Genomic DNA, 14,809 nt, shown 5'->3' with positions numbered 1-14,809 from the left:
AGTCATTTTTGATGGTTAAATTGTATGAAAATTATCGACTCAAAAGGTCGTTTATTCGGCAAAATTAATATTTTAGACTTAGGTGCGATCGCAGTTATAGTTTTAGTTTTAATTGGTATTTTTATTGTACCCGGTCCAAAAGGTTCGATCGCACAAGTGGGTAGTGGAGGAGATACTATAGAATTAAATTTGTTAGTAAGGGGTTTAAGCGTCAAAAATCCTCAAGAGTTTCTTGGTTCACTAGAAAATTCTTCCGTTAAAATTATTGTCAGAAATGAACCTGCAGGAAGTTTAAATATAGAGTCTGTGGAGGAATTACCTAATTATGTAGTTGCGACTCAACCTGATGGTAGCGTAAAATCCTTGCCAGACCCTCGTCCCATTGTCGCCTTAAGTACAGATATGATTCTATACATGAATGGTAAAGGTTCTATGACTAATGATGGCGCAATTTTAGCCAACCAAAAAGTAAAAATTGGTACAGTCTTAGAATTAGACGGCAGTAATTATAATTTTCGTGGCAGTGTGATTGATGTCAGAAAGAAGCAATAACATCAAAAGGTAAAACTTAAGATTTAACTGGTCATTTTTATTAGACAATAAGTATGTGATTGAATATAATCACACTAAAGTCATTTTACATGAGGTTATATACTATGCCATATACTACAGAAGACGGCGGCAGATTAAACAACTTTGCTAACGAGCCTAAAGTGTATCAGGCTGAACCCCCTAGCAAAAACGAAAAGCGTAATTATGTTATTTGGGGTGCTTTAGCGGTTATCCTTTTAGGTGGCGTAGTTGCGATCGCATTTTATGCTTCTAACGTCTAAGTAATCACTGAGATTCTATCAGGAATTAGGAATCGAGTATAGTTAGAAATTGAAAACTAAGAATGAGGAATGAGGAATTAATTAACTATTTTCTTTTCCTTTTTTCCCTCTCTCCCCTATTCTTTCCCTTCAAATCACCTCGACAATCTCCGTATATTCAAACTGGTTTTCACTTCTTTTCACCAGTGGATATTCTTGATTATTAAGAATAATTACATCTTCTTGACAATCATCCTTAGACGATATATATGTCAAAACATATTGTTTATTAATATAACTATTCATCTCCGTTTCAACCTCATTACGCCATTGAGTTTTAGTTACTAACACAATCAATTGATTAGCTAACTTAGGGATAATTTTGGCTACTTGACGACGATATATTTCATCTAAACTGCCAAAAGGAGAATCCATAACAATAGGAAAATTACTAGAATTGAGATTGACTAAACGACTTTCCTTTGACCATTTTCTCACCATATCAATAATTGCACCAATAAAAGAAAGACTCAAAATTTGATTTTCTCCAGTAGAAGCGGCAACAGGTAAAGGAATACCCAAAGTATTTTCTACTAAATTTAATTCATAGTTTTCATTTAATAGAGGTTTATATGGAGTGAAAGAAATGGATGTAAAAATTTCTTGTAATCTTTTTTCTAAGGTTAAACGGAATTGGTTTTCCAATCTTTTCTTCACCTCTAAAATACAATCAATCGCTTTTTGTGTTGCCTCAATTCTTCGTTTAATTAAGTTTTCCTTTTCTGCTTTTATCTCTTGCTTGATAATCTGTTTTTCTAGCTTGGTTAACTCTTCCTCTAAATTATCTAATTGAAGGTTAATTTCTCCCTGATTTAAAATTACTTGACGGATATGATTTTCTATATTATCCAATTGTTTTTGCATCTGTTGAATATTTTTATCAGGATATTTTCTTAGTTGCTCATTAAGATTATCTAACTCATTTTCAATTTGGTTCAAATCCAGACGACAATTATTAATTACATCTTGATATTCATTAATATTTTTCCAAAAATTTTCTCTCAATTCTAATAAATTACTCACACTACTTTCCAAACGAATTAAAATTTCTTCTAATTCACTACTACCTGTTTTTTGTAATAATTTTTCTACCTCTTGATAACTAAAACTATGAGGAATTAATTGATTACCACATAAGCAACGATGTTGTTTTAATAATTGCTCAATAAATTCTTTTTTGATTCCGATGGGCAATTCTCCTTTTTCCCTCATCTGACTAACTATTTCTTGAAATTCCTTAAAAGTCTTAGATAAAAATACTAAATAGCCTTTACTGCTAATCTCTTTTTTTATGTTTTGTTGAGTATCAACTAAAGTTATTCTTAATTCTTTTTCTCGCTGTAGCAATTTCTGTTTTAATCGCTGTAAGTTTTCTATACCACTTACTTCTAACATTTGTTGAGAAATATTATCTTTTTCTGTCTGTAACTTAGCTAATCTTTCTTTAAGTAATTCAAAATTATTCTTTAGCTTTTCTTTTAAATTGCACTGTTTTTCTCTTTCTTTTAAAAGACTTTTTATCTGTATATCTCCTAAAGATTCTAATTCTTCATGAAAATGTTTTTTAGCATTTTTTAAATGACTTATCGCCCTTTCTAATACTTTTACCCCAATTAATTCCTTAGTATCTTCAGCAATTTTTTGTCTTTCTTGACTTCTAAATAAATGATCAATATGTTCACCATCAAAGAAAAAATATCCGTGTAAACTTTGAGGTAAAATTTTTTCAATAATGTCTTTTGGTTGCTGTAAAGGATGTTGCCATCTACCATCATCTCCTGTAATCATCATGAATAATTGAGGAGTTGTTATTTGGATTTGATTTTGTTTATTTCTACTACCAAAACATTTTCTTTTTAACTGATAAGTTTTATAATCGTGTTCAAATATTACCTCAACAAAACACTCAACAGAAGCTCCTTCTTCTACTTCTTGAATTGCTTTTTTATTAACTAAGGATTGAGGTTCAGAAAAAGCCCCAGTAAATTTTTCATAAAAAACCCAAGTAAAAGCATTAAGAATGGCAGTTTTTCCCGCTCCGTTATTACCATGAATAACTGTGGTATTTTTTTGACCATAGCTAAAATTAATAATGGGAGTTTTACCGTAAAATTGACGAAAATTTGCTAGTTGTAAGCTGATAATTTTCATTGGATATTGTTTCTAATAATGTTTAAAATATCTTCATTTATATAACGACTATTCTTTTGAGATAGTTTATCTTTTTCTAGTTGTAAAACTTGCTCAACAATCAGTTTGATTTCTGGTTCTGCACTGTTAATTGGTTCTGTGATATGTTCTAAATTATAATTATTCTGATAAATCATGAAAATTCTTATCAATAAACCTTGTTTTTATTATAAAGTATTTCTGTAATGAGCCTATTTTTTTTAGATTTTTTTTACATAATTTAATTTTTTTCTCATGAGTTAAGACTATAATAAATATAGAATAATAGTTGGTTTGTTATTTTTTATCATCAATTAATAAATGAAAAATGGTTCAAGATAATCGCAAAAAAGTTCGGCAGGTTCTAATCATTACATTAATATTAAATTTGGTTGTTTTATTATTAAAAGCAATTGTTGGTATAATAACAGGCTCATTAAGTTTACAAGCAGATGCTTTACATAGTGTAACTGATAGTGCTAACAATATTTTAGGCTTAGTAACAAATCAACTTTCATCTCCTATACCAGATAGAGATCATCCCTATGGACATCAAAAATTTGAGGCGATTGGTGCTTTAGGGATTGCCGCTTTTTTAGGAATTGCCTGTTTTGAAATTATTACTGGTGCTTTAAATAGAATTATTTTTGGGGGTGATCCTGTTAAAATTGGAGGCAATGAATTATGGCTTTTAATTATTGTTTTGGGTATCAATATTTTTGTTGCTTTTTATGAGCGAAATGTGGGGTATAAAATAGGCAGTAAAATTTTAATTGCTGATGCTACCCACACCATGAGTGATGTGTGGATAACAATTAGTGTGTTATTTGGTTTAATTGGTGTTTGGCAAAGTGAAAGATTAAATTTACCTCAGCTACAATATTTAGATATATTATTAGCTTTTCCTGTCGCTTTTTTAGTTTTAAAAAGTGGTTGGCAAGTTTTAACAAGCAATCTTCCTTGGTTAGTTGATCAAGTTGCGATCGCACCTGAATTAATACATAAAATAGTAACAGAAGTACCGGGAGTAATTAACTGCCACGACATTGCATCAAGGGGTTTATTAGGAAGACAAATATTTATTGAAATGCACTTAATTGTTGATACCGAAGATGTAAAAATTGCCCATGATATAACAGAAGAAATAGAGAGAAAACTAGAAGAAAAATTTGCACCTGTTAGGATTTTAATTCATATTGAACCACCAGAATATAAGTCTCCTAAAATTAGTTATGGATAAATAGATTTCAAAAGGGTAAAGGGTAAGGGGCACTCATGCAAACCCCTCTGTCTCTCTCCTTAAAAGAAACTCTCCCAATACCCCAACACTCCAAGCCCTTATTTTTCCCTTATAACCTCATTTCCTTTTCCTACTCTAACCAGTAAACTTAAGATGCACTCCTAGCTTACCTAAAATAAAAAAGCCATAATTAATAATCTCGATGAAAGAATTACAATCTAGTCTTGTTATATCTTGTCAAGCCCCCAGCAACTCACCTTTACATGATCCTGATATTATTGCTAATATAGCCTTAGCTTGTGTAAATCAGGGAGCAAAAGGATTACGCATTGATAGCCCCAATCACATCAAAGCAGTGCGAAAATTATTACCTGATATTCCTATTATCGGCTTATGGAAACAAATGGGGTTAGATTCTGATGTCTATATTACCCCTCGTTTAGAAGATGCGATCGCAGTTGTGGAGGCAGGAGCTGATATAATAGCTATTGACGCAACTCAAAGAAAACGTCCTAATGGAGAAACACTAGAAAAAATAATTCCCCATATTCAGCAAAATTTAGGCAAGTTGGTAATGGCGGATATTGATACCAGAGAAAATGCGATTATCGCCAGAGATTTAGGAGTTGATTTCATTGGCACAACTCTTTATGGATATACTCAAGACACAAGACAATTTACTCCTCCCAATTTTGATTTAATAGAAGAATTAGTCAGGGAGATTAACACACCTATTATTTGTGAGGGGGGAATCAAAAACCCAGAAGAAGCAAAAAAAGCTCTTGATTTAGGTTGTTTTTGTGTCGTTGTCGGCACAGCAATTACAGGTATTGACTTATTAGCTCACAGTTTCATTAAAGCCATAAAATGACACCAACATATATCATCTAGCAGTAAAGGGCAAGGGGCAAAAGTGTTTAATAAATTTCTCCCTAATACCCCAACACCCCAATCCCTAGCTTCTGACTCGTAAAAAAAATAATTCCAAGCAAAAAAATAGGGGTTAGCATTTAGTCACCCCTGATAAATACCCTATAAAAAATATAACTAACTTAAATTAAGATCAGCCGCTTCTTGTTCTAATTGTCTTACTAATTTCTCATCTCCGTTGCTTCTGGCAACCGTCAAACGATGCTCTAGGTTTTTCTTTAAATTTTCTCTATGAGCTTTTACGCTTGTACCCGAATTTTTGCTTTTTCCAAATAAACCCATGCTTTTACCCTCACTCAATAACGATAAGTAGATTGATATTTATTCTTTTAACTTATCAAATCATAACTTTTTTTCGATGATAATGTATCAATTGTTACTGAAATTTAATATTGACCTTATTTTCCCAATTATTTTAAAGGCCACCAAGAAACCTTGTCTCTGGTTGAACTATAAACTTCTTTCAAAGCCTCTGCATTGAGAATATGAATAACATCTTCGGAGGTGTCATTATCTTTATCGAGATAGATTAAACCTTCTTTTTGCATTCCCTTCAATACTTGTTCCACAGTACGTTGATTTAGTTGACAGGCTTTTGAGATCACTTCTGCGGATAAGTCTAAGATATAAATACCATCACGATTAGGTTGATGTTCTAATTCTCTTTCTTGATAAATTAATGCCCTTAATAAAGCCGCTACTGCTTGAGGAGGATAACTACTGCAATTGAGAATGTGATAAGTAAATTTTTCTCTTAGTTCAAATAATTTAGCATAGCGATCGCGCACTAAGGAATAAGATTCGTATATTTTAATGAAATTGTCTAAAGGAATTTTGGTGACATAAGTAGTTTTATAAGCCTCTACCAAACTAGGAAAACTTTTCGTTGCCATACCAAAACTAAAATTAAGACTTCTCATGCCAAAACATCCCCCTGCATAAGTGAGAGAAATAATACGATCCAGAGGATTACTACGAACGATTACAGGTCCTCCTTCTAAAACTATATACAAACTATCTAAACTTTCATCGGGTAAAAAAGCCGTAAATACTGGGCGATTAGAAAATAACTTCTCTCGAATTAATCCTTCTGAGGGCAAAAATTCCCATAAATCCTTTTCTGTGAAGCCCTTAAACAAATAAGTATTCGTCGTTAAGAAATTAACAATATTTGATTGCTGATTCTCTTTTTCTTGTGCCATGCCCTGTAAATTACCGTTACTTCTTACTTTCATCTTTTCACAACTCAGAGAAAATTGACTTTTAATTAAAATTGCATCTTAAATGTATTGAAATTTTTTCTAAAATCATTTAGTATTGGAATCAATAAATATTTCCCTACAAATAGAAATAAATTATGCTTATAAATAAAAATCTCCTCTTAATAGGTGCGATCGCACTAGGTACATTAATAAATAGTTGTGGAGAAAATAATCAGGTATCCAATGCCACAGGGGAAAATCAGGTAGTAACAGAGGAGAATAAACCAATAACCTTAACCCTTGCTTCCTTTGCTGTTACCCAAAGTGCTTACGAAAAAATCATTCCTCAATTTGCCCAACAGTGGGAAGAAAAAACAGGACAAAAAGTCACGTTTAATCAGAGTTATGGCGGTTCTGGCTCTCAAACTAGGGCAGTAATTGACGGTTTAGAAGCCGATGTGGTTGCCCTGGCTTTATCTGCTGATGTAGAAAAAATAGAATCAGTGGGATTAATAGAGGCAGGATGGCAACAGGAAAACCCAGATAACAGTATTGTCACTAAATCAGTAGTGGCTTTCGTTTCCAGAGAAGGAGGTAAACAAGTAAAAACATGGACAGACTTAACCAACCCAGACATCAAAGTTATTACCGCTAATCCCAAAACCTCTGGGGGTGCAAGATGGAACTTTATGGCATTATGGGGGCAAGTAATTCAGTCTGGAGGCACTACCCAACAAGCGGAAAACTACGTTACTCAAATTTATGGCAATGTGCCAATACTGCCCAAAGATGCAAGGGAAGCCAGTGACGTATTCTATAAACAAGGGCAAGGGGATATTCTTCTTAACTATGAAAATGAAATTCTCCTCGCTGAATTGAAAGGAGAAAAACAACCCTACGTTGTTCCCACTGACTACAATATCTCCATTGATAACCCTGTTGCTGTAGTTGATCAATATGTGGATAAAAACGGTACAAGGGAAGTAGCAGAAGCCTTTGTCGAGTATTTATTCACCCCAGAAGCCCAAAGAGAATTTGCCAAAGTAGGTTTTCGCCCTTCCAATCCAGAGGTATTCAAGGAATTTGAAAGCCAATATCCTCCCATTCAAAATCTCTTTACCATCGATGATTTCGGTGGTTGGGCAAAAGTTCAAGATCAATTTTTTGGCGAAGGAGGAGTATTCGATCAAATGTTCGCTCGTATTAATAAAAAATGAGGTATTAATGACATGACTATCACTCAACCACAATCTTTGAAAATATCCTTACATATCCCCCCAAAATACTTGCAACAGTCAATCATTTTCGACTTAGCCTCCACCTGCAATTTAAAAGTTAACATTACCTCCGCCTTATTGGGAGAAGAAGCCGATGGAGATGGTTGGTTTAATTTAATCTTAACAGGCACAAAAAACTCTCTCAGACTCGCCCTTGAATATCTTTCTACCTTAGAAATAGAAGTTTGGACAAATCAAGATAATAAACAAATCCTACTCCAAGACTGGGATTTTGAAGGTTGGTTATTACAAGATTGAGTAAGTAATAAGTAAGTAGGGAAGAGAAATTAAATAACATCTGAAACCTGAAACCTGACACCTGACACCTCTTAAATTCTTAATTTTATATGGTTAATTTATTCTACGAGCCACCTTTCACGACAAAAATGAAAGATATTACCCGCATTTTTGAGAAAATTTCCCTTCCCTGGGCAATAACTATCGGTTATTTAACGATTATTCTCATTATTCCCATGATAGCTTTAATTATTAAGTCTTCTACTTTGGGATTCTCTCAATTTTGGCAAGTTGCCACATCTGACATCGCTATTGCTACCTATAATGTCACCTTTATTACTGCGTTATTGGCAGGAGGGATTAACGGGATTCTCGGCACATTGGTGGCATGGGTTTTAGTGAGATATGAGTTTCCTTTTCGTAAAATTATCGATGCGACTATTGATATTCCCTTTGCTTTACCCACTGCGGTGGCGGGATTAGTCTTGGCAACAGTTTATAGTGATACGGGCTGGATTGGACAATTTTTTGCACCTTTTGGCATCAAAATCGCTTTTACTCAATTAGGAGTATTTGTGGCGATGTTGTTTATTTCTTTGCCCTTTGTCGTTCGTACTTTAGAGCCTGTATTGCAGGAAATGGAAAAGGAAGTGGAAGAAGCGGCTTGGAGTTTAGGGGCAACGGATTGGCAAACTTTCACTAAAATCATTTTACCCCCTTTAATTCCGCCTATTTTAACAGGGGTTGCTCTCGGTTTTTCTCGGGCAGTGGGAGAATATGGTTCAATTGTGGTTATCTCCTCTAATATTCCTTTTCAAGATTTAATCGCACCAGTGTTAATCTTTCAACGCTTGGAAGAATATGACTATGTGGGAGCAACAGTTATTGGTACTGTTTTACTATTTATTTCTTTAATTCTGTTACTGGTAATTAATTTGCTACAACAATGGGGGAGACGTTATGCAGAAAGTTAAGTCTTTGGAAACATGGTTAATTGTCATTGCCGTTGGTTATTTGGCATTGGTATTGTTAATTCCAGCGGTGGCGGTTTTTTATGAGGCTTTCCATTTAGGGATGCAACCTTTTTGGGAGGCTTTACAACAAAGGGAATTTATTGAAGCGGTTAAACTGACTTTGATTATCGCTTTCATTAGTGTACCTTTAAACACGATTTTTGGTTTATGTGCCTCTTGGGTGATTGCCCGTAATGAGTTTAAGGGAAAGGCGTTTTTAATGAGTTTGATTGATTTACCTTTCTCTATTTCTCCTGTGGTGGCTGGTTTGATGATTGTGCTTTTATACGGCAGAAATGGTTGGTTTAATCCTTTATTGGAGTATTTCGACGTTAAAATCATCTTTGCTTTACCCGGTATGGTATTAGCTACTATTTTCGTTACTTTTCCCTTCGTGGCGAGGGAGGTCATCCCAGTATTACAGGAAGTAGGAACAGAGCAAGAAGAAGCGGCTCGAACTCTAGGTGCTAGTGATTGGCAAATTTTCTGGCGGGTGACGTTACCAAGTATCCGTTGGGGGTTGTTGTATGGGGTTTTGTTATGTAATGCCCGTGCGATGGGGGAGTTTGGTGCGGTGGCGGTAGTTTCTGGGAGTATCATTGGCAAAACTGCGACTTTACCTATTTTTGTGGAGTTGGCTTATAAAAATTATCAAACTCAAACGGCTTTTAGTGCGGCGGTGGTATTGGGATTTTTAGCGGCTTTAACTCTGATTTTTAAGGAAATTCTCGAAAGAAAGACAAAAATCAAGGAAGTTTAACTTTGGCTTGTGGTAAAGGCTTTAGCCTTTGGTTAACGACTAAAGTCGTAACTACCAACTTTTTTAATTTTTTAAATTTTTAATTTTTTCATTATTCATTCTTAATTCTTAATTTTTAATTCTTAATTCTATGAGTATTATTGTTAATCACGTTTCTAAAAATTTCGGTTCTTTCCTCGCTTTAGATAATATTAATTTAGAGGTAAAACCTAATACTTTAGTGGCTTTATTAGGTCCTTCTGGTTCAGGTAAATCAACTCTTTTAAGGGCGATCGCAGGTTTAGAATCTCCTGATGTTGGTCAAATTATTATCAATGGAAAAGATACCACTAATCTTGATATTCGTAAGCGAAATATTGGATTTGTTTTTCAACATTATGCCTTATTTAAACACCTGACTATCAGAGAAAATATTGCTTTTGGCTTACAAATTCGCAAGGTATCAAAACAACGTATTAAGGCAAAAGTTGACGAATTATTAAGTTTAATTCAATTAGAAGGTTTGGGCGATCGCCTCCCCTCTCAATTATCTGGTGGGCAACGGCAGAGAGTTGCTCTGGCTAGGGCTTTGGCGGTGCAACCTCAAGTATTACTATTGGATGAGCCTTTTGGGGCATTGGATGCAAAGGTGCGGAAAGAATTACGAGCATGGTTAAGAAGATTGCATGATGAAGTCCATGTGACTAGCGTATTTGTTACCCATGATCAAGAAGAAGCGATGGAGGTTGCAGACGAAATTGTAGTCATGAATCAGGGTAAAATTGAACAAATTGGCACTCCTGCCCAAATTTATGATCATCCTGCGACACCTTTTGTAATGAAGTTTATTGGTGAGGTGAATGTTTTACCTAGTCATGTGCCTTTATTTAATATGAATAATCATCAAAATTCTGAGATTTTTATTCGCCCTCATGAATTAGATATTCTACTAGAAAAAGATGATTTTAGTAGTGAAGCAAAGGTGAAGAGAATTATTCATTTGGGATGGGAAATTCAGGTACAATTATTATTAAATGATGGTTGGGAAATTACAGCTCATTTAAGTAGAGAAGAATTTGATAATCTTAATTTGATTTATGATCAAACTGTCTATATTAAACCTGTTAAAGTTAAAAGTTTTCAGACTAATTTAACCTCAGTTTTGGATAAGAAAACAGGCAGATAGTAAGCTGAATATAACAAACCATCAACTAACTACTGCCCTATGTTTAATTTAGATTATTTATTTTGTCATGTCGATGATTTCTGCCAACAATTTGAGCCTCAATGGCAACAAAAACTTATCTCTCATGGTGCTGTCCAACGTGTTCGTACTAAAAGTCTGTGTTTAAGTGAAATTATGACTATTCTCATTGCTTTTCACCAAAATCATTACCGTAATTTCAAACATTTTTATCTTAATCACGTTCAACAATATTGGACTTCTGCTTTTCCCAAACTTCCCAGTTATCAACGTTTTGTCCAATGGATTCCATCAACGATTATTCCCTTGTGTGTTTACCTCAAGCACTGTTTTGGTAACTGTACCGGAATTAGTTTTATTGATTCTACTAAGATCCAAGTTTGTCATAATCGCCGTATTCGCCAACATAAAGTATTTAAAAATTTAGCTCAAAGAGGCAAAACCTCTGTGGATTGGTTTTTTGGTTTTAAACTCCATCTGGTAGTCAATGAACTGGGGGAAATTGTGAATATGAGTTTAACCCCAGGTAATGTCGATGACCGTAAACCTGTAGTCGATCTTTTAAAAGAGCTTTGGGGAAAAGTTTTTGGTGATAGAGGTTATGTCTCACAAAAATTAGCCACAAAGCTACTGAAAGATTTTGGTATTGAGTTTTTTGCTAAACCCAGACGCAATATGAAGAACAAATTAATGAGACTTCATGACAAACTTTTATCTCGGAAACGAGCGATTGTCGAAACAATCAATGATCAGCTCAAAAACATATCACAAATAGAACATTCTCGTCATCGTTCACCAATAAATTTCTGTGTCAATATATTATGTGGGTTAATCGCATATTGTCATCAACCAAAAAAGCCCCACCTTTCCTTAGAATGGATTTTACCTCAATCTGCTTAACCAAAACTCAGGTTAATTTAGTTTAGTCATTTGTTGTGATATATAGTTTTCAGCAAAGAAAATTAAACCAATTACAAGCATTAAACTTAACCAACTACCAATTACTTGTAAATTAATAATTAAAAGTGCGATCGCACCTGTGAGAATACTATAAGTTAAGGCCACTTGACGATGACTCCAGCCAGATTGTTGTAATCTTTGATAAATGTGGGTTCTATGGGCTTGAAATATATTTTCTTTACGACGTAGGCGGACAATCAAAGTATAGATAGTATCAGCAGTAATGGGTAGAGTAATGGCTAAACTTGACCAAGCAATAGTCGTATCTTGAACTTGAATAAGTGCGATCGCACTTATAGCACCTAAAACAGTACTGCCCACATCTCCCATAAAAATTTTAGCAGGAGACCAATTCCACCACAAAAAACCAAATAAAGCCCCAATCAAAAGCCACCAAATCGGTTGATTGAGATAAAAAGCGATAAAACTCAATTGGATGATAGTAATACTAACCACAAAACCATCTAAACCATCCATAAAGTTATAAAAATTGATTAAAGCAGTAAAACCAATAACCGTTAAAATTCCTGCAATAATAACACCAACTAAGCCAATATTAGTTAACCAAGGTTGAGGAAAAATACCGTAATGAATCACCCCTAAAATGGCTGTGACTAATTGCACCCCATATCTTACCAAAGAAGGTAAATTCAAACGATCATCTAAAAAGCCAATAATAGCTAAAGGTAAAATAATTACCAATAAAAAAGGGTCAACCGTAAAATAAGGAGTAGAAACAAACTGTAAACATAGTATAGCGATAATGAAACTAATAATAAAACCCAAGCCTCCTCCCCTCGGAGTGGGGCGAACATGAGAACTACGCTCATTGGGTATATCCAAAAGTTGCTTACTAAAGTTTTGTATAATAATGAAAACAGATAGCAAACTGATCAAAAAACTACCAACCAAAAAAGTAAGAGTAAAAGCCATTATAATAATCCCATCTCATAGAGCCTTGATGAACTCAATTCATTTTTCATGATCCTTTATTTTCTGTCAAGAATTTTAAGAATTAATAGTTATTAATAGTTGTTAATCTTTCTCTGTGCATCTCCGAATCCTCAATATCTAATCTAAACCCCTAACCAATAATTTCGCTTCAAACCTCCTCCCATTCACTCACCATCATCGCAGGATCAATTAAAGTTATATCAAAAGGATCATCAGGAGGTAAAGAAGGGAATATGTCTCTCTGACAATGTTGATAAGTAATTGATACTTGTGGTCCAAAAATTACTTTGTCACCGTGTTTTAACTCTTGATTGGCAACCTTTTTTCCGTTGACTAATATACCATTTGCACTAAAACTAGATTTGCCGTCTCCATCGCAAATTTGATAGTAAATATATCCCTGATTATCAAACTGTCTAATTAAAGTGGCGTGATAACGTGACACGAAAGGAGAGTGAATCCTAATATCACATTGTTGCGCTCTACCAATAGTATATTTACTTTTCCTGAGTAAAAGTTCCCTTCTGCCTTTATCGTCTTCTACGATTAAGATATGGGCTTTGTGGGGTTGTGCAGGATGTTTTGTCATTGTTGACCCTTCTCTAGGTAAATCATTAATGATTGAGTTTGATAATACCATCTTAACTTGCATAAGTGCTTATACTGAAAATAAATAAAGATTCTATATATTTTTTTCTCTTTATATTATCTTTAAAAAAACACTTAGGTGTGAAAAATTTTAAATTGGGGGGTTAAGCAGATAGTTTTAACTCCCCAAATAAGATTGTAAATCATCGAAATGACGTTTTTCATGGGTAGCCATAACGGAAAAACGAAGGCGACTGGTGGGGACTGTAGGCGGACGTATAGCAGGAACGAAAAACCCTTTCTCTTGCAGTTTTAAGCTCCATTGTAGTGCTTGTTTCGCAGTTTTGTTTTTTACGCAGATAATGGCTGATTCTGTTGGAAAAAAGTCGATTTTGAGTGTAGTTAATATTTCTTTAAATAAGTTGATATTTTGCCATAATCGGGTTCTTATTTCAGGGTATTTTTGAATCAGGTTAATAGCGGCTAATGCTGAAGCGGTATCCGCAGGAGAAAGGGCAGTGGTATAAATCCATGTGGGGCAACGGTTACGTAAAAAATCAATTAGTAATTGACTCCCTGCAACATAACCTCCCAGACTAGCAATTGCTTTACTTAAAGTCCCAATTTGAATAATATTATCTCCTTTTACCCCAAAATGTTCCAAGCAACCTGCTCCTGTTTTACCTATAACTCCCGTGGCATGGGCTTCATCTATCAGTAACCAACAATCGAATTTTTCGGTAATGGCAACTAATTCGGGTAATGGACACAAATCTCCATCCATACTAAAAACGCTGTCGGTAACAATTAAACAATGGCGATATTGGTGACGGTTTTGAGCTATTTTTTCGGTTAAATCTTGAATATTTCCGTGTTTATACTCAATTGTTTTTGCTTGGCTTAGTTTTGCTCCATTTTTTAAACTAGAGTGATTATATTCATCTTCTAAAATTAGATCTTTTTGTTTAACTAAAGCGGTGATTGTGCCGATATTCGCACTATATCCCGAACTAAAAACAAGGGCTTTTTCGACTTGTTTCCATGATGCGATCGCATCTTCCAATTCTTGATGTAATTTCCTATGTCCACTTAAAAGGCGCGATCCTGTACTACCTGTACCATATTGTTTTAAGGCTTCAATTCCTGCCTGAATAAGTCGGGAGTCTCCTGCTAATCCGAGATAATCGTTACTAGCAAAATTAACTAATTTTTGTCCTTCCATTTCTACCACAGCAGAAGGCAAACCCGTTATCAGTTTTTCTTGACGATACCAATGGGCTTTTTTGATGGTATTTAAAGATTGAGAAAGATAATTGTTTAAAGAAGACATTAATTGATTGCAAAAAGGGCAAAGTTAAAGGGGCAAAGTTAAAGGCAAAAGAGTTTAATTAACCTCCCCGTAACACTCCCTATACCCTAATACC

17 protein-coding genes are annotated in these 14,809 nt (G+C 34.4%); 10 read left to right on the top strand and 7 right to left on the bottom strand.

Features of this window, described 5'->3' with window-relative positions; genetic code table 11:
* Positions 1 to 24 precede the first annotated feature (24 nt).
* Both Dongsha4_RS11445 and psb34 read left to right on the top strand, forming a co-directional pair.
* Positions 25 to 552, top strand: a complete 528-nt coding sequence (locus Dongsha4_RS11445) for a DUF4330 domain-containing protein (RefSeq protein ID WP_330202514.1) — start codon at positions 25 to 27, stop codon at positions 550 to 552.
* 104 nt (positions 553 to 656) lie between these two features.
* Positions 657 to 833: a photosystem II assembly protein Psb34 gene (gene psb34 / locus Dongsha4_RS11440; protein ID WP_330202513.1), complete on the top strand. Its 177-nt coding sequence runs from the start codon at positions 657 to 659 to the stop codon at positions 831 to 833.
* Positions 834 to 962: 129 nt separating this feature from the next.
* On the opposite strand, the gene Dongsha4_RS11435 is transcribed toward psb34, so the two are convergent.
* Together Dongsha4_RS11435 and Dongsha4_RS11430 are read right to left on the bottom strand one after the other, a co-directional pair.
* Entirely contained in the window at positions 963 to 3,023 is a 2,061-nt protein-coding gene (locus tag Dongsha4_RS11435) for an AAA family ATPase (protein ID WP_330202512.1), read from the bottom strand.
* Positions 3,020 to 3,199, bottom strand: a complete 180-nt coding sequence (locus tag Dongsha4_RS11430; RefSeq protein WP_330202511.1) for a hypothetical protein — start codon at positions 3,197 to 3,199, stop codon at positions 3,020 to 3,022. Before Dongsha4_RS11430 ends, Dongsha4_RS11435 begins: the two co-directional genes overlap by 4 nt.
* Positions 3,200 to 3,369: 170 nt before the next feature.
* Here Dongsha4_RS11430 and Dongsha4_RS11425 point away from each other — a divergent pair, with 170 nt between their 5' ends.
* Both Dongsha4_RS11425 and Dongsha4_RS11420 read left to right on the top strand, forming a co-directional pair.
* On the top strand, positions 3,370 to 4,281 hold the full coding sequence (locus Dongsha4_RS11425; protein ID WP_330202510.1) for a cation diffusion facilitator family transporter: 912 nt from the start codon (positions 3,370 to 3,372) through the stop codon (positions 4,279 to 4,281).
* Positions 4,282 to 4,477: 196 nt separating this feature from the next.
* Complete coding sequence (locus Dongsha4_RS11420) at positions 4,478 to 5,152, top strand: N-acetylmannosamine-6-phosphate 2-epimerase (protein ID WP_330205429.1); 675 nt, start codon at positions 4,478 to 4,480, stop codon at positions 5,150 to 5,152.
* 176 nt (positions 5,153 to 5,328) lie between these two features.
* On the opposite strand, the gene Dongsha4_RS11415 is transcribed toward Dongsha4_RS11420, so the two are convergent.
* The gene (locus tag Dongsha4_RS11415) at positions 5,329 to 5,493 is read right to left on the bottom strand and encodes a hypothetical protein (protein ID WP_330202509.1); all 165 of its coding nucleotides are present in this window, start codon (positions 5,491 to 5,493) and stop codon (positions 5,329 to 5,331) included.
* 128 nt (positions 5,494 to 5,621) lie between these two features.
* Positions 5,622 to 6,413 (bottom strand): Crp/Fnr family transcriptional regulator, encoded by a 792-nt coding sequence (locus tag Dongsha4_RS11410; RefSeq protein ID WP_330205428.1) that lies wholly within the window; start codon positions 6,411 to 6,413, stop codon positions 5,622 to 5,624.
* A gap of 155 nt (positions 6,414 to 6,568) precedes the next feature.
* On the opposite strand from Dongsha4_RS11410, the gene Dongsha4_RS11405 reads away from it, so the two are divergent.
* The 6 genes from Dongsha4_RS11405 to Dongsha4_RS11380 all read left to right on the top strand — a co-directional run bounded on the left by Dongsha4_RS11405 (position 6,569) and on the right by Dongsha4_RS11380 (position 11,783).
* Positions 6,569 to 7,630, top strand: coding sequence for a sulfate ABC transporter substrate-binding protein (locus Dongsha4_RS11405; protein ID WP_330202508.1), 1,062 nt, complete (start codon positions 6,569 to 6,571; stop codon positions 7,628 to 7,630).
* 12 nt (positions 7,631 to 7,642) lie between these two features.
* A complete protein-coding gene (locus Dongsha4_RS11400) occupies positions 7,643 to 7,948 on the top strand; it encodes an NIL domain-containing protein (RefSeq protein WP_330202507.1) in 306 nt (101 codons plus the stop codon).
* A 128-nt stretch (positions 7,949 to 8,076) separates the two neighbouring features.
* Positions 8,077 to 8,901, top strand: coding sequence for a sulfate ABC transporter permease subunit CysT (gene cysT / locus Dongsha4_RS11395; RefSeq protein WP_330205427.1), 825 nt, complete (start codon positions 8,077 to 8,079; stop codon positions 8,899 to 8,901).
* Entirely contained in the window at positions 8,888 to 9,700 is an 813-nt protein-coding gene (gene cysW / locus Dongsha4_RS11390; protein ID WP_330202506.1) for a sulfate ABC transporter permease subunit CysW, read from the top strand. The genes cysT and cysW overlap by 14 nt, the downstream gene beginning before the upstream one ends.
* A gap of 130 nt (positions 9,701 to 9,830) precedes the next feature.
* Positions 9,831 to 10,865: a sulfate/molybdate ABC transporter ATP-binding protein gene (locus Dongsha4_RS11385; protein WP_330202505.1), complete on the top strand. Its 1,035-nt coding sequence runs from the start codon at positions 9,831 to 9,833 to the stop codon at positions 10,863 to 10,865.
* 39 nt (positions 10,866 to 10,904) lie between these two features.
* Complete coding sequence (locus Dongsha4_RS11380; RefSeq protein ID WP_217983190.1) at positions 10,905 to 11,783, top strand: IS982 family transposase; 879 nt, start codon at positions 10,905 to 10,907, stop codon at positions 11,781 to 11,783.
* Between the two features lie 12 nt (positions 11,784 to 11,795).
* Here the strand turns inward: Dongsha4_RS11380 and Dongsha4_RS11375 are convergent, their stop codons facing one another.
* The 3 genes from Dongsha4_RS11375 to bioF form a co-directional block, all read right to left on the bottom strand.
* Positions 11,796 to 12,776: a glycosyltransferase family 4 protein gene (locus Dongsha4_RS11375; RefSeq protein WP_330202504.1), complete on the bottom strand. Its 981-nt coding sequence runs from the start codon at positions 12,774 to 12,776 to the stop codon at positions 11,796 to 11,798.
* A 169-nt stretch (positions 12,777 to 12,945) separates the two neighbouring features.
* A complete protein-coding gene (locus Dongsha4_RS11370; protein ID WP_330202503.1) occupies positions 12,946 to 13,386 on the bottom strand; it encodes an FHA domain-containing protein in 441 nt (146 codons plus the stop codon).
* 177 nt (positions 13,387 to 13,563) lie between these two features.
* The gene (gene bioF / locus Dongsha4_RS11365) at positions 13,564 to 14,715 is read right to left on the bottom strand and encodes an 8-amino-7-oxononanoate synthase (protein ID WP_330202502.1); all 1,152 of its coding nucleotides are present in this window, start codon (positions 14,713 to 14,715) and stop codon (positions 13,564 to 13,566) included.
* Positions 14,716 to 14,809: the final 94 nt, after the last annotated feature.

Source organism: Cyanobacterium sp. Dongsha4 (assembly GCF_036345015.1).
Taxonomy (GTDB): Bacteria; Cyanobacteriota; Cyanobacteriia; order Cyanobacteriales; family Cyanobacteriaceae; genus PCC-10605.
This window is presented reverse-complemented; position numbering and strand designations above follow the sequence as displayed.